The sequence below is a fragment of the Pseudoalteromonas rubra genome (assembly GCF_005886805.2).
Taxonomy (GTDB): domain Bacteria; phylum Pseudomonadota; class Gammaproteobacteria; order Enterobacterales; family Alteromonadaceae; genus Pseudoalteromonas; species Pseudoalteromonas rubra_D.
The window spans coordinates 577,221-598,380 of record NZ_CP045429.1; the positions used below are offsets into that span (position 1 = coordinate 577,221).

Annotated in this window: 20 protein-coding genes; 8 read left to right on the forward strand and 12 right to left on the reverse strand. The window is 49.6% G+C overall.

All coding sequences use genetic code 11. The features are described 5' to 3' along the window. The first annotated feature begins 23 nt into the window (after positions 1-23). Entirely contained in the window at positions 24-1,895 is a 1,872-nt protein-coding gene (locus CWC22_RS02555) for a TonB-dependent receptor domain-containing protein (RefSeq protein ID WP_138536765.1), read from the forward strand. A gap of 58 nt (positions 1,896-1,953) precedes the next feature. Here CWC22_RS02555 and msrA read toward each other — a convergent pair whose 3' ends face one another. From msrA to CWC22_RS02570, 3 genes are read right to left on the reverse strand one after another with little or no spacing between them, the layout of a single operon-like run. Next, entirely contained in the window at positions 1,954-2,487 is a 534-nt protein-coding gene (gene msrA / locus CWC22_RS02560) for a peptide-methionine (S)-S-oxide reductase MsrA (RefSeq protein ID WP_138536767.1), read from the reverse strand. Beyond that, positions 2,487-5,597, reverse strand: coding sequence for an efflux RND transporter permease subunit (locus CWC22_RS02565; protein WP_138536769.1), 3,111 nt, complete (start codon positions 5,595-5,597; stop codon positions 2,487-2,489). The genes msrA and CWC22_RS02565 overlap by 1 nt, the downstream gene beginning before the upstream one ends. A 3-nt stretch (positions 5,598-5,600) precedes the next feature. Beyond that, positions 5,601-6,650 carry an efflux RND transporter periplasmic adaptor subunit gene (locus tag CWC22_RS02570; protein WP_138536771.1) on the reverse strand — a complete coding sequence of 350 codons (1,050 nt, stop codon included), beginning with the start codon at positions 6,648-6,650 and terminating at the stop codon, positions 5,601-5,603. A 245-nt stretch (positions 6,651-6,895) separates the two neighbouring features. Between CWC22_RS02570 and CWC22_RS02575 the strand changes: the two genes are divergently transcribed. The 5 genes from CWC22_RS02575 to CWC22_RS02595 all read left to right on the forward strand — a co-directional run bounded on the left by CWC22_RS02575 (position 6,896) and on the right by CWC22_RS02595 (position 11,224). Continuing rightward, positions 6,896-7,612 carry a DUF2982 domain-containing protein gene (locus tag CWC22_RS02575; RefSeq protein WP_125558374.1) on the forward strand — a complete coding sequence of 239 codons (717 nt, stop codon included), beginning with the start codon at positions 6,896-6,898 and terminating at the stop codon, positions 7,610-7,612. A 12-nt stretch (positions 7,613-7,624) separates the two neighbouring features. Then, the gene (locus tag CWC22_RS02580) at positions 7,625-7,957 is read left to right on the forward strand and encodes a hypothetical protein (RefSeq protein ID WP_010383311.1); all 333 of its coding nucleotides are present in this window, start codon (positions 7,625-7,627) and stop codon (positions 7,955-7,957) included. Between the two features lie 140 nt (positions 7,958-8,097). Beyond that, positions 8,098-9,783, forward strand: coding sequence for a DUF1566 domain-containing protein (locus tag CWC22_RS02585; protein WP_138536773.1), 1,686 nt, complete (start codon positions 8,098-8,100; stop codon positions 9,781-9,783). Continuing rightward, positions 9,783-10,322, forward strand: coding sequence for a DUF1566 domain-containing protein (locus CWC22_RS02590; protein ID WP_138536775.1), 540 nt, complete (start codon positions 9,783-9,785; stop codon positions 10,320-10,322). Before CWC22_RS02585 ends, CWC22_RS02590 begins: the two co-directional genes overlap by 1 nt. Positions 10,323-10,498: 176 nt before the next feature. Then, entirely contained in the window at positions 10,499-11,224 is a 726-nt protein-coding gene (locus CWC22_RS02595) for a YggN family protein (RefSeq protein ID WP_138536777.1), read from the forward strand. Here the strand turns inward: CWC22_RS02595 and CWC22_RS02600 are convergent. From CWC22_RS02600 to zapB, 7 genes are read right to left on the reverse strand one after another with little or no spacing between them, the layout of a single operon-like run. Beyond that, entirely contained in the window at positions 11,211-12,053 is an 843-nt protein-coding gene (locus CWC22_RS02600; RefSeq protein WP_138536779.1) for an amidohydrolase family protein, read from the reverse strand. The genes CWC22_RS02595 and CWC22_RS02600 overlap by 14 nt on opposite strands. After that, a complete protein-coding gene (locus CWC22_RS02605) occupies positions 12,050-12,778 on the reverse strand; it encodes an SDR family NAD(P)-dependent oxidoreductase (RefSeq protein ID WP_138536781.1) in 729 nt (242 codons plus the stop codon). Before CWC22_RS02605 ends, CWC22_RS02600 begins: the two co-directional genes overlap by 4 nt. A 9-nt stretch (positions 12,779-12,787) precedes the next feature. Then, the gene (locus CWC22_RS02610) at positions 12,788-13,282 is read right to left on the reverse strand and encodes an FKBP-type peptidyl-prolyl cis-trans isomerase (RefSeq protein WP_138536783.1); all 495 of its coding nucleotides are present in this window, start codon (positions 13,280-13,282) and stop codon (positions 12,788-12,790) included. 41 nt (positions 13,283-13,323) lie between these two features. Next, the gene (locus CWC22_RS02615) at positions 13,324-14,817 is read right to left on the reverse strand and encodes a transglycosylase SLT domain-containing protein (protein WP_230090616.1); all 1,494 of its coding nucleotides are present in this window, start codon (positions 14,815-14,817) and stop codon (positions 13,324-13,326) included. 49 nt (positions 14,818-14,866) lie between these two features. Continuing rightward, on the reverse strand, positions 14,867-15,835 hold the full coding sequence (locus tag CWC22_RS02620) for a hypothetical protein (RefSeq protein WP_138536785.1): 969 nt from the start codon (positions 15,833-15,835) through the stop codon (positions 14,867-14,869). Next, positions 15,836-16,123 carry a cell division protein ZapA gene (locus CWC22_RS02625; protein WP_125558356.1) on the reverse strand — a complete coding sequence of 96 codons (288 nt, stop codon included), beginning with the start codon at positions 16,121-16,123 and terminating at the stop codon, positions 15,836-15,838. It lies immediately after the preceding gene. Beyond that, positions 16,123-16,350 (reverse strand): cell division protein ZapB, encoded by a 228-nt coding sequence (gene zapB, locus CWC22_RS02630; RefSeq protein ID WP_010383296.1) that lies wholly within the window; start codon positions 16,348-16,350, stop codon positions 16,123-16,125. The genes CWC22_RS02625 and zapB overlap by 1 nt, the downstream gene beginning before the upstream one ends. 223 nt (positions 16,351-16,573) lie before the next feature. Between zapB and CWC22_RS02635 the strand changes: the two genes are divergently transcribed. Next, a complete protein-coding gene (locus tag CWC22_RS02635) occupies positions 16,574-17,410 on the forward strand; it encodes a 23S rRNA (adenine(2030)-N(6))-methyltransferase RlmJ (RefSeq protein ID WP_125558354.1) in 837 nt (278 codons plus the stop codon). A gap of 3 nt (positions 17,411-17,413) precedes the next feature. Here the strand turns inward: CWC22_RS02635 and CWC22_RS02640 are convergent, their stop codons facing one another. Further along, positions 17,414-18,217 (reverse strand): substrate-binding periplasmic protein, encoded by an 804-nt coding sequence (locus tag CWC22_RS02640; RefSeq protein ID WP_138536787.1) that lies wholly within the window; start codon positions 18,215-18,217, stop codon positions 17,414-17,416. Positions 18,218-18,366: 149 nt separating this feature from the next. Here CWC22_RS02640 and CWC22_RS02645 point away from each other — a divergent pair, with 149 nt between their 5' ends. Continuing rightward, positions 18,367-19,644: an EAL and HDOD domain-containing protein gene (locus tag CWC22_RS02645; RefSeq protein ID WP_125558350.1), complete on the forward strand. Its 1,278-nt coding sequence runs from the start codon at positions 18,367-18,369 to the stop codon at positions 19,642-19,644. Between the two features lie 25 nt (positions 19,645-19,669). Here the strand turns inward: CWC22_RS02645 and CWC22_RS02650 are convergent, their stop codons facing one another. Further along, positions 19,670-21,157 (reverse strand): exopolyphosphatase, encoded by a 1,488-nt coding sequence (locus CWC22_RS02650; protein ID WP_138536789.1) that lies wholly within the window; start codon positions 21,155-21,157, stop codon positions 19,670-19,672. Positions 21,158-21,160: the final 3 nt, after the last annotated feature.

A 21,160-nucleotide genomic window follows, 5' to 3' on the forward strand; every position in this document is an offset into this window, starting at 1 on the left:
GTGGGCGTGGATCAGGGGAACCCATGTTTAAAAAATCTACTTTAACCACAGCCATGCTGGCTGTGCTGCCTTTCTCAGTGTTGTCTGCGCAAGACATTGAACATATCACGATTACAGCGAACAAATTTGAACAAGCCAGTGTGGATACATTGACCTCTGTAGCGGTTGTTGAGCGTGCTGAAATTGAGCGTGCTAATGTGCGTGATATACCTACTTTGCTTAACAATTTAGCTGGTATTGATGTGGTGCGCAGTGGTGGTTATGGCCAGAAGGCCAGCGTCTTTGTACGTGGTGCCGCGACTAAATATACCTTAGTGTTGGTGGACGGTGTGCGGATCAGTGATGCCAATTCGGGCGATGTGTCTTTTACGAATATTCCGGTAAACAGCATTGAGCGCATTGAAGTACTCAAGGGCGCACGCGCGGCCATTTATGGCTCTGACGCGGTTGCCGGGGTGATTAACATCATTACCCGTGAACAGAAAGGTCATCAACTGGCACTGACTTCGGGCAGTCGCAACTATGGCGGTGCTCAGTTGGCTGGCCAATTTGAGGCAGATAAGCTGACAGTGAATTACCATTTTGGCTATGAGAGCACAGATGGTTATGACGTAACCGCCAAAGACCCGGCAGCGCCGCGCTCTAAAGAGCATGACAGTGATGCGTATGACAACACCAATATGGGCATTAAACTGGGCTACGACCTGGCACAGTACGGCCAACTTGCGCTCTATGCACAACACAGTGAGGGAGAAGCGGATTACGACTCATCATTTGGCAATGACGCGTACAAGTTTGATAATTACACCACTAAGCTGGCGTGGCAGAAGCAATCGGATGTCTTGGTCCAGGAAGCCTCTATCAGTCTGGCCCAGGAAGAAAATACCCAGTTCCTGTCGGTTGTACCAGATGGCACCCCCCCCCCACCCAATGACGTTTACAGCACCAAGCGGGATGAAATTGAGTATCGCGCTCGCTACAAACTGACACCAGCTGTTCAGCTAATGGGCGGTGTGAGTCGCCTCAATGAGGACCTGTCTTCATCCAGCGCACAATTCTCGATTGCTGAGCGTGATAATACCGCTGTGTTTGCTGCTGCTTTTTACGATGACAAGCGCTGGTTGCTGAATGCTGTCGTGCGCAGTGATGACTATGAACATCACGGACGTGCGAACACGTATACGGCTGATGTTGGCTTCAGAGCATCCGACATCGTTACCTTTAGGGTCAATCATGGCACCGCATTTCGTGCCCCCAGTCTGACCAATGCGTTTGTCAAAGACAGCCCCTGGTATCTGCCTAATATCGATATTAAGCCGGAAGAAGGTACCTACAATGAGTTAGGGGTGACGGTGGATACAGCCTCGGTGCGCTATGATGTGGCCATCTTCGATAACCGCATTGATAACCTGATCAGCAATGAGTTTGATGCACAAACAAACAAGTATATTCCTGCTAATGTGGGCCGTGCGCACATGAAAGGGATTGAGTTAAGTGCACAGTTTTCGGCGCTGGGCCTGGAGCATGCAGCCAATTTGACTTTGCTGGATGCCAGAGACAAAGAAAAGCGTGAAGACTTACCTCGTCGCCCGGGCAAAGCATTTAACTATGTCCTGTCTAAGCAGTGGGATAAACTGGATGTGAGACTGGCGATGCAATACCGTGATAAACGTCCGTCGATCAGCTACTTTGATACCGATCTGCCGTCTTACACTGTCTTTAATCTCAGTGCCAATTACCAGTTGCTTGAACCCGTTGCATTGACAATGAGACTGGAAAACCTGACTGATAAGGAATACTTCACCTCTGTTGCCAGCAAAACGGCCGACGGTACCTTGTTACCTTATGAACCGCCGGGCAGACAGATCTATGTGGGTACCCGGATCACCTTCTAATATATAGGGGGCATAAAAAAGGAGGCTTAGCCTCCTTTTTTGATCTGAAGCGCTGAACTCATGAGTTGAGATGCTCAGCAAACTTCTCCGCGAATGCGGCTAGTTTGGGCGCTATCATCACACTACAGTAACCCTGGTTGGGGTTATTGGTGTAGTAGTCCTGATGATACTGTTCAGCCGGGTAAAAATGCGTATGGGCCGTCACTTCGGTCACTATCGGTGCATTCAGGGTGGGGGTTAACTGTTCGATATGGTGCTGAGTTAACGCCCGTTGCTCTTCTGAGTGATAAAACACCACGCTGCGATACTGAGTGCCAATGTCATTGCCCTGACGATTCAGCTGGGTTGGATCATGGAGCGCAAAGAACATGGCTAATAAAGCTGAAAAATCGATCTGCTGAGGATCAAAGCTGATTTGTACCACTTCGGCATGACCGCTTTGACCGGTGCAGATCTGCTCGTAGCTGGGATCGTCCGTGTGGCCGCCAGCATAACCTGAGGCCACGTGCGTGACGCCTTTGACTCTGCGAAAGGCGGCATCAATACACCAAAAACAACCTCCACCAAAGGTGGCAATACACTGATTCATCATTAAATCTCCCGTTCCTGTTGTGTTTGAGGGTGGGCATCATGTTGTTCAAGCAACTTGTCGCTGGTGGCCTGTGGTGACTGAGTACGGCGTGCGAGCATGCTGTATGCACAAGGGATCACAAACAGGGTTAAAATGGTTGCAACACTGACCCCGGCAAACACCACCACCCCGATCACCATACGGCTTTCAGAGCCCGGACCCGACGCCAGCACCAGTGGGATGGCGCTCATTACCGTTGTCAGTGAGGTCATAATAATGGGCCTGAGTCGCTGTACAGCAGCATCTATAATGGCCTGTTCGAATGCAACCCCTTTGTCTCTGAGCTGGTTGGCGAACTCTACGATCAGGATACCATTTTTAGCACTGAGGCCAATCAGCATGACAATCCCTATCTGGCTGTAAATATTCAGCGAGCTGTCGGTGGCGTACAGACCAAACATAGCACCCACCAGGCCCAGCGGGACCGTCAGCATGATCACCAGAGGATGAATAAAGCTTTCAAACTGTGCGGCCAGCACAAGGAATGTTACGGTCAGGGCCAAAATAAAGACGTAGGTCATGGCCGATGCCCCTTCATAAAACAGCTGGGATTCGCCTTTATAGTCAATGGCACCGTCAATGTCATTTTCTTCCGTAGCGACCTGATTCAGGAAGTCCAGCGCCTGCTCCAGCGTGTAGCCAGGTGCCAGGTTGGCCGTGATGGTGATTGCACGCATTCGATTGTAGCGATTCAGGCGAGAGGCCGTCGCTTCTTCACGAATGGTGATCAGGCTATCCAGCGGCACCAGCTGATCGCTCCGTGAAGTAACATAAATGTCAGCAATGTCATGGGGCGCACTGAAATCGGCCTTAGTTCCTTTGAGGATCACATCATACTCCTCACCCCGGTCTATGAAGGTGGTGACGCGACGCTGGCCCAGCATGGTTTCGAGTGTGCGACCAATATCACTGACTGAGACACCCAGATCGGCAGCCTTCAGCTTGTCGATACTGATCAAAAATTGTGGAAAGGTTTCTTTGTAGTCATGGTCGAGTCTGACCAGGCCCTGATTTGTGCGTGCACGTTTTAGAATACGATCCCGCCAGTCGACCAGCTCGTCGTAGTCATTGCCTTGCAACACGAACTCGATGGGACGAGACTGGCCCCCGCCACCTATGCCGCGACGCATGATGGCAAAGGCTCGCACGTCAGTGACGTCACGCATTTTTCCGCTTATTTCACCCATGACTTCCCAGGTTGAACGTTTACGTTCGTCCCAGTCCGGCATGCCCACAATTGCCACGCCGCCACGGCCTCCCCAGCCGGGCACCCTGACCAGCACGCGGCTCAGTTCTTCCTGTTCAACATAAGGCAGTAAGCGCTGCTCAATTTCAGCCATATTGGCAGCGTTATTTTCATAACTGGCCCCTTCAGGACCATTCATCATGATGAAGAAGGTACCCCGGTCTTCTTTGGGCGTTAGTTCTGAGGGGATCTGCTGGAACAGCGCATAGCTGGCAAAACCGGCCAGTGCAAGGGTAAGCAGCAGGCTATAGCGACGGGTAATGTTGTCGCTGATCACATTACGATAGCCAGATTCGAGGCGGCCAAACTGCCTGTCCATCCATTGCGAGAATTTGCTTTCTTTATTGCTGGCCTTCAATACCTTAGAGCACAAGGCTGGTGACAGGGTGAGTGCCGTGATACTCGAGAAAATCACCGCCGCACTGACGGCTAAGGCAAATTCGGTAAACAAGGCACCAATGCGTCCTTCCATAAATACCAGCGGGACGAACACGGCTACTAACACGAGTGTGGTAGCGATAATAGCAAATCCGACCTCGCGGGCACCCCGGTAGGCAGCAAGTAATCTTGGCTCACCTAGCTCGATACGGCGGTGGATGTTTTCCAGCATCACGATGGCATCATCAACCACCAGGCCGATGGCGAGCACTAATGCCAGCAGGGTGAGCAGGTTGATGGAATATCCCATGGCGAACAAGAAAGTAAAGGTCGCGATCAATGCAATTGGCACGGTGATGGCTGGGATCAGTGTGGCACGAATGTTACCGAGAAACAGAAATATCACTAGTACCACGAGGCCCATGGCTATGCCCAGGGTGCGATACACTTCAATGATGGACTCGCGAATAAACACCGATGAGTCATAGCTGTCCTGAATGGTAGTTCCTTCAGGCAGGTTACGCTTGATTTTTTCCAGCTCTTTACGGGCATTGTCGACCACGTCCAGGGTATTGGCTTTGGCTTGTTTGACGATGCCCAGACCTATCATATTCTTGCCGTTACCACGGAAAGTGCTTTCCACATCGGCCGCTTCCAGACGCACATCGGCAACTTCACCCAGCCTGACCAGGTAACCCTGCGCGCCGCGCTTGATCACCAGGTTATCAAAATCTTCCTGAGTTTTGTAGCTACGTGCAATACGCACCGCGAAGTCGCGATCCAGAGACTCAATTTCACCGGCGGGGAGCTCGACATTTTCATTACGCAGCACCTGCTCAATATCGCTGGCGGTAATGTCTCGGGCTGCCATAGCACGTCGGTCCAGCCAGATCTTCATGGCATATTTACGTTCACCGCCGATCCGTACGTTTGATACACCATCGACCACCGCCAGTCTGTCAACAATAAAGCGCTGGGCGTAATCTGACAGTTGCAGCGTATCCATGGTTTCACTATTGAGTACGAACCAGGCAATAGGGCTTTCATCGCTGTTCGATTTGGACACCTCCGGCGGACGAACTTGCTCAGGTAGTCGGTCCAGCGCACGTGATACACGCTCTCGCACGTCATTGGCTGCGGCGTCGATATTACGATCTATGTTGAATTCAATGGTGATATTCGAGCGACCATTGCGGCTGGAAGACGTGATGCTTTTAATGCCTTCAATGCCCGAAATGCGATTTTCCAGTACCTGAGTGATCTTGGTTTCAACCACTTCGGCAGACGCGCCAGTGTAATCGGTGCTGACGCTGACGATGGGGGTTTCGATATCTGGATATTCGCGCAGCGGCAACATGGTAAAGGCCACTAAACCAAAGGTGAGCAGTAGCAAATTGATTACGATGGCAAAAACGGGCCGCTTTACGGCTGTATCTGTGATCCGCACGATTTACCCCTTAACCACAACGGCACTGCCGTTACGAATTTTGGTGGTGCCTTCGGTGATCACCTGCTGGCCTGCAGACAGGCCATCGACAGCAACCCAGCCCTGGAAGCGAGACAGTACACTAACTTGTTGTTGTTTGGCTTTGCCTTCACTGATGGTATAGATGAAGTGCTTATCTTGTCTTGGGATCAGGCTCTTCTCCGGTACCATCAACGCATTTAGCTCACCCAAAAACAGCGATACGTGTAGCAACATGCCGGGTCTGAGCTGGTCTTGCGGGTTGTCAAAGCTGGCTGTGACGCGAATACTGCGGGTGTTGTCATCAATACGCGGGTCTATATGGGTAATGATGCCTTCAAACGTTTTATCAGGGTACGCATCACTGGCGGCCGATGCACGCATCTCAAGCTGGAGCTGTGCCAGATACTTTTCCGGGACCTGAAAATCGACTTTAATAACGCTAATATCATCCAGTGTCGCCAACACACTGTTGTTGTCAACAAAGCTGCCTACAGACACTAAACGTTGACCCAATATACCGTTGAATGGGGCATAAATGGCCATTTCGGCGAGTTTAGTACGTGCTGTTTGCAACTGAATTTCCAGCGCATCGACGACGGCATGCTGACTGTCTAGTTGGGAGCGGGCTGCGGACTGGGTTTTGGCTAGTTCTGTCAGGCGTGTTAACTGACGGTGTTCTTCTTTGAGGTTGACTTCTAGCTCTTGCACTGCCAATTGCTCTTTAAGATCTTGCAGTTGGGCAAGTTTATCGCCACGCTTCACTCTGTCTCCATCATCAAAGTACAATGCACTAATGTAATCACTTTGGGCGCTGGTCACATTCAGAGCGTGATTGGCGCGTGCTGAGCCAATGGCATTAATCGTAATATCCCGGCTCTGCTTTTCTATCGTAACAGCGGCTACTTGGGTTGGTGTGCCAGAAAATGATTTACTATTCCCATTGCTGGCAGGCAAATAGAGATAGCCGCAAAGGGCAATAAGCACTAAAATTATAAAAGGAAAGAGGGCTTTACCCGATTGACTGGCGCGCATAATTGATTCTCGTTGACTGCGGGGCTTTAGTGTACAAAAATTCCAAATAGAGCAAATCGTCGAACGTCCTGTATATTTGTGCGTTAACCGAAAAGCGGGTGGTCGGGTTCGCTATATGTGGAATTTTGTACCCAAAAATTAAGGCATTATGAAAAAGTCTAAGCCATGCCCAAGATGTTTGAAAATACGTAAAATGGTGTTCTGGGGGATCATTATGTACGGTTTTTATTTGTGGTTTTATAGTTATGGTTGAGCCGGTCCGATTACGTGCATTGGCTAATCGCCACAGCATTGAGTTTATGCTGGTTGGTGCAATAGCGCTGATTGTTATCATGGTGTTTGTCACCTTACGGGCGACGCCGATTTCTGTGCTTGAAATTGCACTGGCGAGTGCCGCGATTGTTGCGATTATGCTGGGCTTTCTGAAAAGCCAGCAACCTTATTATAGTATTGAAATGAGCCCCGGGCAGCTGGTGTATCACCACAAATTTGGTGAACTCTTGCTTGAGCATAGTAATTTTCATTCCAGCGGGGTACCAAGTGTCACTCAAGGAGTTGAAACACTTGAGTTAAATGTCGTAGGTATTAAACTAAAGGATATTGATGTATTTTTATCCCACCTGACGCCCAGGTTGGCGGGAAAATTACTGATAGAACAGCGGAATATTTTTTTACAAGCTGTTAAAATACATTGCAGTAATGGCAATTGCCCATCAGAATGGTTGATAGAAGAGGCGAGTTACACCTCTGAAAACGGTCAACATTATTCTGGATTAATGGCGATGTTTGCAAACCGGATGCAAAACTTTAAGACGCTGACAGGCTACGATTTAATGTTGCCTGCCAATGTACTGGACAGGGATATTTGGCAATTTGCCACTGTCATGAATCGTTGGAAGTTAACACCCGAAGAGGTGGTCAAAAACTTGCATAGTGAGTTGGCTACCTCAGCAATGAAGTAACAGGATAGATAGATGAGCTTTGATAAAGCTTTTATTAAAAGTGGTCGCAATACCCTTATCCACAAAGAGAAAAAGCTCGATTTAGTGATCGTGAACGGAGAGAATCATCCGAAAATTAAGGTGACTCCTACTGGCTTGGTGCCGTTTAAAGAAGAACTGCCAAGAAACCGTCGCGAGGCAAAAGAGCGTTACTTAGAGGTAGTTCACGTGGCCAGCGTGGATGTGTTCGGTGAAGTTAAGAGGCTGTTGTTTATTCAGGCGCTTGATGGGCGTGAGTATAAGGTAGATTACAGCAAGATAGGCACAAAGTTGTTTGTTCGTATCCACCAGGATAGTTACCTCTAAGCTTTTCAATGTTCACCACTTTGCACGTACAGTAGAGGCGAGCCTCGTCTGTTGCGCACACTCCCCTGGCATAGACCAACTATTTTGTTTGCAGTGAACACATCACTGTGCAACGAATAAGTAACTTTTTAGGAGTTACCATGCTGAAGAAATCAGTACTGGCTTTAGGGCTTACAAGTGTCTTAAGTGCATGCGGCGGGGGCTCTGATGGTAATGAAAATCCGACAATCAGTGTTAGCGTTAACGCCGGCTCGGACATTACCGTCAACGAAAAGACAGAATTTACACTTAAACCTTTGGGTTCACCTTCAGGTGGGGTGTTCAGCTGGCAGATTGTTTCCGGCCCGGCTGTGGATGGCTTTCCGCAAGAAGGGGCTGAGCTGGCGGTCACTGCGCCGGATGTAAAAGGAGACAGCGAGATCGAGCTTAAGGTGAGCTATATGGCACCTGATGGCACCTCTGCCAGTGACACCCTGATCGTGAAGGTGCTGTCTGTTAACTTATTACCTAGCGCTAAAATTACCCAAATAGCACCTGAAGACGGGGCCGCAAAATATGCAGATACCATTACCTTATCTGCGGCAGACTCCAGTGATAATGACGAAAACGGCAGCATAGTGGCATATCAATGGAAAATGCTTGAAGGACCTGCCACGGTTAAAGCTGAACGCACCGATCAGGTCACGCTGAGTTTTGTTCACCCCTTATTGGCTGAGGCTGATACCGTAAAGTGGCAGCTTACCGTGACGGATGATGAAGGTGCCAGCGCAACCTCAAGCACGCAGCTTTCTTTGGCGGCCAATGATGAATTGGTACTGGCGAACGCTGGTAGCGATCAACAAGTTCAAGAATTGGATACTGTGACGCTGGACGCCACCAAAAGCGTGACTGTTGACGGTCAGTTTTCTTGTCTTTGGGAGCAGGTCAGCAATGGCAGTACAGTCAGTCTGGCTGATGAGCGCGCTTGTGAAACCACCTTTATGGCACCGCTGAAAAGTGGCAATCAGGCCACCTCAATTGATTTTAAAGTGGCGGTCACCGATAGTGCACAGCGCACCGGTTCAGATACGGTGAACATTGAAATTCTACCCAAACCTCTGGGCAAGTTGAATGATACCGGGACCTCTAAGTGTTATAACAACAGTGCAGAGATCAGCTGCGGGAATAGTGACTTTCCAGGCCAAGATGCTGAACTGGGACGTGACGCTGTGGTGCAGTTTTTACCCAAAAGTGGTGAGGGTAATCAGGCCTTTGATTTTACCAAATTCAGTGCGGAATTTGAGCCGCTGACAGCCGATGCCACAGACTTCAGTTGTGTACTGGACAATGTTACAGGCCTGATCTGGGAGGTCAAAGAGGTAACCGCAGGGATTTTGCCCAATACCAGTGAACGCAATGCGCAAAACCACTATACCTGGTATCTTTCTGAGGGGGCCAATGTTACGCCGGGTGCAGCAAACTCAACGTGTCCACAGGACACACACTGTGGTGTACAAGCTTTGATTAGTGCTGTTAATGACGCCAGTTTCTGTGGTGGTAACAACTGGCGTTTACCGACCTATATGGAGTTGGCGAACTTGCTAGATCACAATAGCAGTGGTGAATATTTACTCGACCCCGATTATTTCCCTCACGTTCCGGCTGAAGCTTTGTTGGGCCATCAGTATTATTGGACGACGCAAACCAGTGTGGACGGTACTGATGGTAAAGATGATAACCTGGTCAGGGCGCTCGTTATTGATATGAAAACGGGAAATGATGTAACACGTAATAAGTCTCAGACCGCCTATGTCAGGCTGGTCCGTCGTTACGGGGAGGATGACTAATGAAAAAGTTGATTCTATGTGCCGTCGCGCTGGGTGGTTTGAGCGTCAGTCAGGTAGTCAGTGCATCGCAAATTTGTGCTTCTGAAGGGCCTGTGCCAGACACAACGCCCTCGGAGCAGTTTGTGGTTAATGCCGATGGCACAGTGTGTGACAAACAAACCAATTTGATGTGGCAACGTTGTACATTTGGACAGGTATACAATAGTGAGAGTAGCAGCTGCGATAACGTTGCACAGGAGTTAAGCTGGCAGCAGGCACTGCAAACCGCCAGTGCGCAGGAATTTGCGGGTTACAGTGACTGGCATTTACCCAATGTGAAGGAACTGGCCAGTATCGTTGAGCATCGCTGCGTTAAACCGTCCATTAATGAAACCATTTTTCTCGAGACACTGGAAAAGAATTACTGGTCAAGTACCACCGTTGAAGGGACACCAGCGAATGCCTGGTTGTTTTCTTTTGGTGATGGCAAGGTCAGTAATGTGTTTAATAAAAGCTCTCAGGCCTATGTCAGATTGGCCAGATATGCTTTCTGTGAATAGCTGAAACGGTTAATCGTCCTGTGTTCATGCCGTTAGGCGCAAAAATTGGCCAGTCCTGCCGCAAACTGGTGGGTTGGCCGCATTAAATTTGCTACGCTCACGTTATCTTAAGGTGGAGGTGGCACGTGTTCTCCCTACGTATTAAACAATTCCTTTTACTACCTGTATTGTGGCTCATGTCCACACCGCTTCATGCTGCAGGAAAGTGTGATGTTGAGCTGGGCCATGGCCTGATCATCACAGATTCAGAGATCCGGATTGTGGATAAAAACCAGACCCGGGTGCAGATTAATAATGATAATCAGCTGCTGATTAGGGGTAAGTGGATCCGTTTGAGTGATCAGGATACGCAACTACTAAATGAGTATGCACTTGGGATCCGTGACACAGTGCCTGAGCTGGTCAATCTGGCCACGGATGGTGTGAATTTGGGTCTGAGTGCCATAGAGCAGGTGGTTGAGGGGATGTCAGACAACGATCCAGAGGTGTTAAAAACCCAATTGCAATATGTTGAGCGTGCCTTAATGGATAAGTTTAAACGGGGCGAGGATTTCTATTTTATTGCCCCTCAGTCGCTGTCTAAAATTGATGATTTTTTTACCAAAGAGATCAGCGAACGTATCCACTCTGCTGTCCACGGCTCTTTGGGGGCCATTTTAGTGTCGGTGGGGGATGCATTCAAAGCCCGGGAAGGCAATATCGAAGATCGTTTCAGTGATATGGGTCAGCGTATGGAGATCATCTCCAGTGAGATAGATAAATCTCTGAAAAAAAAGGCCTATCAGCTGGAAGAGAAAGCCGATGAATACTGTGAGTGCCTGAATGCGCTGGATAAAACAGAAACCCGTCTGCAAAGCATCGTGCCCAGTCTCGCGGCTTACGATTTAGTTAAGATCCGTTAAATCCATACCAGCGTTTGGCATTGGCATAACTAAGCTGGTGCCACAGCTGTTCATCGTGCTGGCACAAGGCCTGGTAGCTTTGCCAAATCGCTTCATAACTATGTTTGATCAGGCATACCGGGTGATTTGACGCAAACATCACCCGCTCGCAGCCAAACAGGGCCAGCAAGTTGTCTAACTGGGTTTGCAATGGCAAAGGTTGGTTCAGCAATTCATGCCCGGAAAATTTGATGGCGCAGTGCGGGAGTTTTGCCAGTGTTTTGGCATTGTCCAGCCAATTATCGCCCTGACCAACCAAGCCACTGTGGTTCAGGACAATCCGCAGCTGTGGCAGCTGGTGCGCGATGTCATACAGATGTTGCGCTACGTCCTGATGGGTAAGCTCAAATTGAGCTTCAAAATGTAACCCACACTCACTGAGATAAGCCAGGTTCTCGGCAACCTGGGGATTGAGCAGGCGTAGTGCATCCTGACCTTCAGTAATGTCCCGAATGGCAACCAGTTTAGGGTGTTTCAGGGCATCCAATTGGGTGCGAAACTGTGTGGCCGGGGCATCTATCTGAGCATAACTCACCGCTTTATAGCGCGGGGCTGGTAAGATCTCAGCCAGCCAGTCAAGCTCTCGACTGGGCTGGTCGTTATCAAACCCCGCCTCGATGTGGACACATCCCTCTAGGCTAAAACCGCTCAGGTTTAACAGCGCATCGGGAAGGTGGTCCTGACGGATCAGTTCTAGATTGGGCCAGGGGGGCGGCGTGTGTTTCAGCCAGTGATATTGACCCTGTTGGAGTGAAAAGAAATGGAGATGTGGGTCAATAATCTTATTCATCGTGCTGTATATCCGCCGTCTATGGTTTGCAAACTGCCAGTAATAAAGCTGGCCTCGGAACTGAGTAAAAACGCCACCAGTGCAGCGACTTCATCCGCCTGACCGAGTCGGCCCAGAGGTTGAAGCGCGGCCTCTTCGGCAACTATCACTTGCTTATCTGCACCACTTTTGTCGCAGTAACGGTCGATGGCCTGGTGAAACAATGGCGTTTCTATGGTCCCCGGGCACACGGCATTTGCACGAATATTGTAGCTGGCATAATCCAGTGCGGTGGTTTTCGCCATAGAGGCTAACGCAGCCTTGGTCAGGTTATATGCAAAAGAGTTGGGTTTGCCAACCAGCGCCTGATCAGAAGAGATTAAAACGATACTGCCATCGCCTTGCGTCTTCATGGTTGGCAGTACTGCCTGAATGGCGCTGTATGCGCCTTTGACATTCAGGGCAAAAAGTTGATCCAGGGTGTCTTCATCCGTGTCCTCTATGGTAGCACTGAGGTGTTTGCCTGCGTTCGAAACCAGCGCATCAACGCGTCCGGTGGTGGCAATAACCTCTGCAATGGTATGGCGTACTGCATTGACGTCACTGACGTCACAGTGACGATATTCACCATGCGGTGCATTTTGAATGTCCAGATTAAAAACCTGATAACCTTGATTGAGCAAGCGTTCGACAATAGCTTTACCAATGCCGACGCTGCCACCGGTTACAATGGCAACTTTTTGCATATGTATTCCTTAATGGTTGTGACCGCAACCGCCTTCGGCATGCGCATGACCATGTGAGACTTCCTCGGCTGTTGCTTCGCGCACAGACAGAATCTCAATGTCGAATGTCAGTGTTTTGCCGGCAAACGGGTGGTTCAGATCGCAATCTGCATTGAAGCGGCCCACTTTGATGATTTGTACCTGGTGACGACCCTGATTTGATTCAACGATCGCTGTCATACCTGGCTTCCAGACTTTGTTGTTGCCCAGACCTTGCAGGTGTTTGATTGGGATACGCTGAGTCAGGCCTTCTTGATATTCGCCATAGGCGTCTTTTGGCTCCAGCGTCAGGGTCAGTTTATCGCCCGCGGCTTTGCCTTCTAACCCAGCTTCTAGCCCCGGCAACATGCCTTCGGCGCCGTGCAGGTAGACCAGTGCGTCTTGTCCGGTGCTGGTTTCCAGTTGCTCATCTGCTTCGCTCAGCGTGTAGTGGAACTCAACCACCGTATTTTTTGCGATCTGCATAGTAATCTCTTTATTTTCGTAGTGTTGTAGTGACAGGCATTCTACGGATCGCGTTTCGGCTTGACCAGTGTTTTTAACTCATCCAGATAATCTTTAGAAGCGTCAGCCTCCGCACCTGTTGATGGTGTCGAGGCTGTTTCGACCGGTAAGTGCAGGATCAATGTATCGCCGGGAGATAGTAAACTTTGCGTGGTTAGTTTATTCCAGTCGAGCAGATCTTTCATCGGTACCTGGTACTGACGGCTGACAGCCCACAAAGAGTCGCCATCCTGGATCACGTGATGCTTTTCATAGGTTGCCACTTTTGCGGGTCGTTGCTGCTGCAAGTAGGGGCTGATCTCATAATCTACCGTAAGGTCGTCTTTCGCATGGGCTCTGTGAATAAGGAGTATTTCGCCAACCTGGATCAGGTCCCGGGTTTTGTTATTGAGTTGTTTAAGCTGTGCCACACTGGTGTTGTGGCGTCTGGCGATACCATACAAGGTATCATTGAGCTTAACCTGATAGTGGGTACTGAACTGGCGACGATAGAAGTCAGTGGCAAACAATTGTTGTTGATCCATGGGCAACAGGACCTTAAATGGGCCCTTGGCCGGGCTTTGATGGCGCAGGTATCCGGGATTGAGCTGATGTAACCGTTGCTTATCAATATTGAGCAGACCGGCAAGAATGCCAAAATTAAATGGCTGTCCGACATCCAGTACCGTTGTTTGTGCCTGGTTCGCCAAACTAGGGCGTTGCAGCCCAGTCTGGGGGTGTTGCAACAGGTAGCTCAGTGCCAACAGCTTGGGGACATAGTCGGCAGTTTCTCTGGGTAACTTCAGGTGCCAGAAGTGGCTACTGCGATTGTGCTTCTGATTATAGCGAATGGCAGCTTTGACGCGCCCCTCGCCACTATTATAGGCCGCCAGTGCATGTAACCAGTTGCCATTAAACCTTTGTCGCAGATACTGCAAATAGTCGAGTGCAGCGTCCGTCGCAGCCAATACGTCCTGACGGCCATCATACCAATCATTGCTTTGTAACCCGAAGTGATAAGCGGTGGCATCGACCAACTGCCAGACACCGACAGCCCCTTGAGAGGAGCGTGCAGTCGGTCGAAAGTCACTTTCTACAAAGGGCAATAAAGCGAGCTCCATAGGTAACTTACGCTGTTCGACTTTCTTCACTATGTGGTAGAGATAAGGTGCAGCTCGCTCATTAACACTTAACAGATAATTAGGTTGTGACAGGTACCATTCTACGCGTTTTTGCAATCGCGCATTCGGTGAGATATCAAAGCTCAGATTTGCCGCGATGTATTGCCACAACTCCTGATACGTTTGTGGCTGTTCAGTGACCGCCGGTAGCGGCGGTGAAGTTTCAGGTGGTGTTGTGACAGCAGGTGGTGTTGCCTGGGCTGGTTGATTCAATACCTCAGTGATCTCAGTTGGGGTTGCGCGCTGAGGTGCAGTGCTGAGACATGCCGTCAGCACCATTGAGCATAATACGATGACACCGCAGCGTAACGGACTAAATACGCGCCACCAAGACATAGAAAAACCGGTCTGAAATTCTCATAAGCTTCACTATACTGGCTGTCGATTATTTATTCAAAGCCTTCTTGTGACTGAGTACTTTGATCGCTTGAGTAAAATGTTGCGTCAGTTGCGCTTCGTTGTAGGGTTGGTTCTGGTACAGGGTGACGACGCGTTTTGGCATCTGCGTATTGCTCCGGGTCAGCTGTTGCTGTGCCAGATCCATAAATGTGATCGGCAATTCCAGCTCTTCGGCTTGATAGGGCTTACCAAATGCGGGCATGACCCAATTTAGTGCTGGTGTGTTTTTGAGTGCTTGTAAACTGCGTTGCCAGGTGGTGTTGCGCACGTAGGGAAGCAGGTTTGCACTGTGCCCGGCAAAAAGTGCGCCGTGCTGTGCAATAAAGACACTCAGATCATGGCCGCTTTGGCCCTGAAATTGGGTTAGCTGGAGTGTCAGGCCACCGAGCTTCAGCTCACGGGGTTGCACCGCTGGGTTTGTCACAGCGATACTGTGGAGTGTTTGCCAGCGGGTCAGTCGTTGCTTGGCCAGTGTCACGCGCTTTTGCCACGGAGCCTGTTGCTCAGCAGGGAGTTTACTGAGCCGCTGTTCACTGAGTTCAATGCTTTTTGCAAAGTTGGCAAGCTGTGTATCGAGTGCTGTTCGCATTGTGTGATCATTCAATTGCGGGGCGTCTGGCAGGTGGACACTGGCATCAGGAAAGGCCTGTTTTAGCAAAGCCAGCCCGGTAAGCTGGTGCGGTTCGCTTGACGTTGCAATGAGGTGACATAGCGGAGTGGTAAGGCGCGTTTTGAGCTGATTGATCAGTTGTTCCAGTGCAACAAAATCGCCGTGGCTGTCAATTAAGGCACTACAGGTCTTGCCTTTGATTAAAGCCATATTGGGTAAAATATAGCGTGCTTTTGCCTGAGGAGCGATTAGCGTGACCTGTGGGGAAACAGTGTGCCAACTGGCGGCGATGACGGGAGGCGTCAGTGTTAACAGGAGAATGAAAACAGAGAGCAGGCGAAACACCTAGTTGCTCTCTACTTGGTTACTGATACGTTGCGTGAGTTGCAGCAGCGTTTGCTGGGCTTGTTGGGTATCACTTTGCAGTGCTAGCAACTCATGGCAAAGGTGCAAGGCAGCAAGCAACAGAGCGTTGTGATCGCTGCGCACGGTGTCGCGTTGACGCATTTCGTCAACCCTGCCATTTAGCAGGTCAACGGCGTCAATCAGCGCTTGTTGTTGTCCTGGTGTACAGGAAAACTGGTGGCTTTTTCCCAGCAGGGTAACGGTGACCTGTTCGGGCGACTCTGACATTAGCCTGCCTGACTAGCACTCTGTAATTTTTCTAGCAGCCCACTTAGCGTTGAGCTGGTTTCTTTTTGTTTTTCTTCGCTTTCTAGTACTTCTAGCTGAAGCGTCTCATTTTCGTCAATTAGCTTGCTATTTTGTTCTTTCAGTGAGTTTACCTGTTCGGTCAATGTATTGTTTTGTGCAATAAGTTGATCAATCAGTTGCTCGAGTTGAGGGAGAATTTCTTTCATATTAAATGCGCTCATTATCACTGTGTTTATGTCATGCAAATGTAAAGCAAAGTGGGCTGCAAAGCTAGTGATTAGGGTAGGTTATGCTGATTTTTGTCTCGTTTTGAGCGATAATAACAGTTACTAACTATTTTGTTCATTTATGGTTCAGCTATAGAGGCAACAACGGGCCTCTCTGAGCGCATACACGATGAACAATGCCCACCTAAATTAGGAACGGATAATGCTCAGTTATCGACATTCATTTCATGCAGGTAACCCTGCTGATGTCATTAAACATCTGGTACTGGCACAAGTACTGGAATACATGACGCGCAAAGACAAGCCTTTTGACTATATAGATACGCATTCAGGTGCCGGGTTGTTTGAGCTGGCGGCCAAAGATGCGCAAAAGACACAAGAGTATTTACAGGGCATTGCCAAGTTGTGGTCGTATGCTGGCCAGGTCGATGCCATTCGCGGTTATGTGGATGTTGTTAAGTCGCTGAACAAAGACACACTGGCGTATTATCCTGGCTCTCCAAAAGTCGCTGAGCAGTTTTTGCGCAAACAGGACAAAGGTTGGTTTTTCGAGCTGCACCCGCAGGATCTTAAGCTGCTGGAAAAAAACACCGGGCATAAGCGTTCTTTGCGTGTTAAAGGCGAAGATGGCTTTAAGGGCTTAATGGGGTTAGTGCCACCGCAATCTCGCCGTGCCTGTGTCCTGATGGACCCGCCTTATGAAATAAAGTCGGATTATGAAGTGGCTGCTCGTTCAATCATCAAAGCGCACAAACGTTTTTCGTCAGGCACTTATATGATTTGGTATCCTGTGGTGGAGCGTGCCCGGATCGATCAGATGGAGCAAACCCTGATTGGATCTGGGGTGCGAAATATTCAGCTGTTTGAATTGGCTACGGAAGCAGATACTGAGGAACGGGGTATGACGGCGTCGGGCATGATTGTCATCAACCCACCCTGGACCCTCAAAGCGACGATGGATGAAGTGCTGCCTGAGCTCGTTCAGCATTTGTCTTCAGAAACGGGGTTTTTCCGCAGCGAACAGCTGGTGGCTGAATAATCCTTACTCGTTGCCCGGTGCCTGCGCGGTGGAAACATGTTGCAGGTAATCGGTTTCGATTTGGGTGATTTGCCCGCTGTCGCGCAATGTCTGGATCGCTTGGTTGAGCACAGGTAAGAGGTGTGCATGTTCAGCGCGCAGGCGAATGTGCAAGGTGCCATGTGAGTGCAATTGGTTAAAGTGCAGCGCCACATTGTCCTGAGCAGACCAATATTGGGCAGGCAGATCACCCAGGATGGCGATATCGATCCGTCCTTTGTTTAGCGCTTGTATCAGAGCGCGCTCAGATTCAAAGTCAACCCGGACAAACTCATCGTCGTCATGGTAATAATAACCTCGTACTGTCCCCACCATTCGACCCGACAAATTGTTTAACGAGGGGGCGGGGGCGCGTGTCACCACATATTCACGAATGGGGAGCATGGCGTCAGAAAAGACAAACCGCGGATCAGTGAGCTGTGAGGCTTTCAACCAGGCAGGGCTGATCAGGTCAAAGTCTATTTTGCCTGATTCCAGATAGCGGTTAGTGCGCTTTGCGGGTAAGACAATATTTTCGCCTTCAATTGCCGACTGTGTGAGGATCCGTGCCACTAAATCAGGCAGTATGCCAGGGTGCTGTGGGTTGTTGGTGAAGTAGGGGTAGAAGGTGCCAGAGCCACTGATACTGTATTTTAAGGTTACAGCTTCGCGCGCGGTGGGGGTGTGAGTGCCCTGGTCAACAGGCGCAGCGATGACGCCCTGGCTAGATAAAAGCCACGAAGTAAGTAAAAGCAGGATGCAAAAAGGCGAAATAAGTGTAAAACTCATAAGACCTATGATAGTAAAAGAGAGGCTGTCCCGGCAACTGCCTGATGCACAGTTTCATGATACCCCAAGTAGTGAGGAAATAGTTTGCTCAGGGGCGTGAGTTTTCATATGCTGGGACAATGGAAGCCTTTAAAGTACAAGAGTTAAGGATGTTAATGAGCGGTCATATTGCCAAGTCAAAAAAAGACGCGGTGCAATATATTGCACGCCAGGCCATTTTCAATCGTGAACAGAGCGTGGCTGCCTATGAATTGTTGTATCGGGACTCACATAATAATGCCTTTCCAATCGGGGTCAGTGATGGCCAGGCGACAGGACGGTTGTTTTTTAACTCTCTGCTTTTTATTGGTGTAGAACGGCTTGCCGCAGGCGTGCCTGCATTTATCAACTTATCAGATGAAACCTTACTCCAGGAGCTGCCTAAGTTACTTCGGCCACAGGGGCTCGTGATTGAAATCGTTGAACGTTCAACCAATCTGGACGAACTGGTGATGACAGTCACTAAATTGAAAAAGCTAGGATATCGCTTTGCGTTAGATGATTACGACGGTGACGAGCGCTGGGAAGTCTTATTGCCTCTGATGGATTACATCAAAATCGAAGTGCTTGAGCCGGTGATTAAAACCACCATGATGCTGAAAAAGCTTAAGCGACGTTTTCCCACCACCAAAGTGATTGTTGAGCGTATTGAAACCCTGGAGCACTACAGCTTTATCAAAAGTGCCGGGGCTGATTACTTTCAGGGCTTCTTCTTTGCTGTGCCTGAAATGCTCAATCATGGTAATGTCGAGCCCTCTAAAATGGTGGTGCTTGATTTATTGCGTTGTACGGCCAAAAAGTCCCTGTGCTTCAAAGAAATCCAACAGAGAATTGCCAAAGATCTCAGCCTGACAGCGCGGGTGCTAAAGCTGGCCAATGCCAAAGCCGGAGAAGATAAAATCGAGATCCGCTCAATTGCGCAGGCAGTTGTCTATTTGGGTGAGGATGCGATCCGTCAGTTCGTAAAGGTACTGGCTTTAAGTGAGTTAGGGGCAGATAAGCCCAGTGAACTGACTAAGCTAGGGCTGGCACGGGCGAAGTTTCTTGAACAATTCTTGCTGCCAGGCGGTGATGAAATGGCACAACAAGGCTATCTGATTGGCTTGATGTCAGTGCTCGATGCGGTGCTGGATGTTGAGTTGTCGGTTATTGTCGATGAGTTTTCACTGGATCCAGACCTCAGCAGTGCGTTATTGAGCTACAAAGGCTTGATAGGGGGAGCATTACGCCTAGCGATTGAAGTTGAGCGCAATAATATTCAGGAAGCTGAGCTGATCCTTAATGCGATCCGCCCGGCGTCCAGTCTTGAACTCCTCTTCTCGCTGGCGCTGGACAGCCGGGTCTATGCCGATGAAATTTACGCTGTTGTAAAAGAAGACGTCGCCTGAGCCCGCAGAGCGGGCTTAGATCGGGTTAGCCCACGGAGGGGAACATTAGCGTCATATTGAGGGTTTTCCAATAGGTTTGCTCTTGTTGAAGATCAGCCACAAACAGGGAGTGTTGGGCGAGCCAGTCAGGCTCGAATGTAAGTAGTAAGCTGTCGTCCATCGCCTCGAGTGTGAATTTGGCAACCTGATCGATTTGTCGTTTTTGGTGCACCAGGATAGCCAGTCGCAGCAAGGTAAGCAGCCGGGCGAAATGGGTCAGATCGGCCTCGACCATGGCGGACAGTTCAGTGCGTTTAATTTTCTTACGATGAAAACGGATCAGGGTCCCCAGCAGCTGCTGTTGCTCCTGAGTAAAACCGGGTAGTTGTGCGTTGAGCACGATGTAAGCGCTGTGTTTGTGGATCCCCGAAGAGTTAATCGCTAACCCCACTTCGTGTAATCTGGCGGCCCAGCGCAGCACTTGCAGGTCGAATTCACTGAGTGCCCAGTTCTGGCGCACCATGTCGACCATCTGATTAAGTGTCTCGCAGATATGTTCAGCATGTTGCTTATCAACGGCATAATGGTCACCGACTGCACTGATGGTGCGGGTGCGAATATCAAACTCATCATTTTGCGCCATCTCCTGTAACAGACCTTCACGCAATGAGTTATCGCAATAGGTTAGCTCGTCAATATTGAGCTGTCTGAATGCCCCGATCAGAATCGACAAACCGCCGGCAATGCTGGCATAACGCTCCTCGGGTAACGCTTTGAGGTTGAGTGTATGAGGTGAGTCGGCCTCAATCAGACGTTGTTTTATCTGCTCCAGCACAGCCAGGGTCAGGGTATCCTGCGCAAATAGCTCCTGGGCAATGGCACACAAGGTTTTGATGGTGCCGGAGGTGCCAATACAGGTTTGCCAACCGGCTTTACGGTAGCTGGCAGAGATGGCCTCAATGTTTTGTTCAGCTTTAATTTCGGCTTTGGCAAAGCGTTTTGCTGTCATTTTCAGGTCTTGAAAATACCCGTTACTGAGCGTGACGCAGCCGATATTACGACTGGTGAGTAATTTGTGATCCAGGTGTTTGCCAATGATAAGCTCAGTGCTGCCACCACCAATGTCAATGACCAGGCGGTTATCTTCACTATGAATGTGGTTCGCTACACCCTGATAGATAAGACGGGCCTCTTCCTGACCAGAAATGACGTTGATTTTAAAAGGAAATACTTTTTTTGCTCGGGCCAGAAAATCGCGAATATTGCGACAATTGCGCAGCGTATAGGTCGCGACAACCTGTACGCTGTGCTTATCAAAACCCTGTAAAGTGGCAGCAAATTGTTGCAGTACATGCAGCGCCCGCTCAATGGCTTCTTCGCTTAAGTTGAACTGTTCGTCCAGACCGGCGGCCAGAAACACACGCTGCTTTTCTTTGTGCAACAATTGCAGACGACCATCGACCTCCCGCGCGACGACTAAATGAAAACTGTTCGAGCCTAAATCAACGGCCGCGATGGAAGGGTATGTGGTCATAAA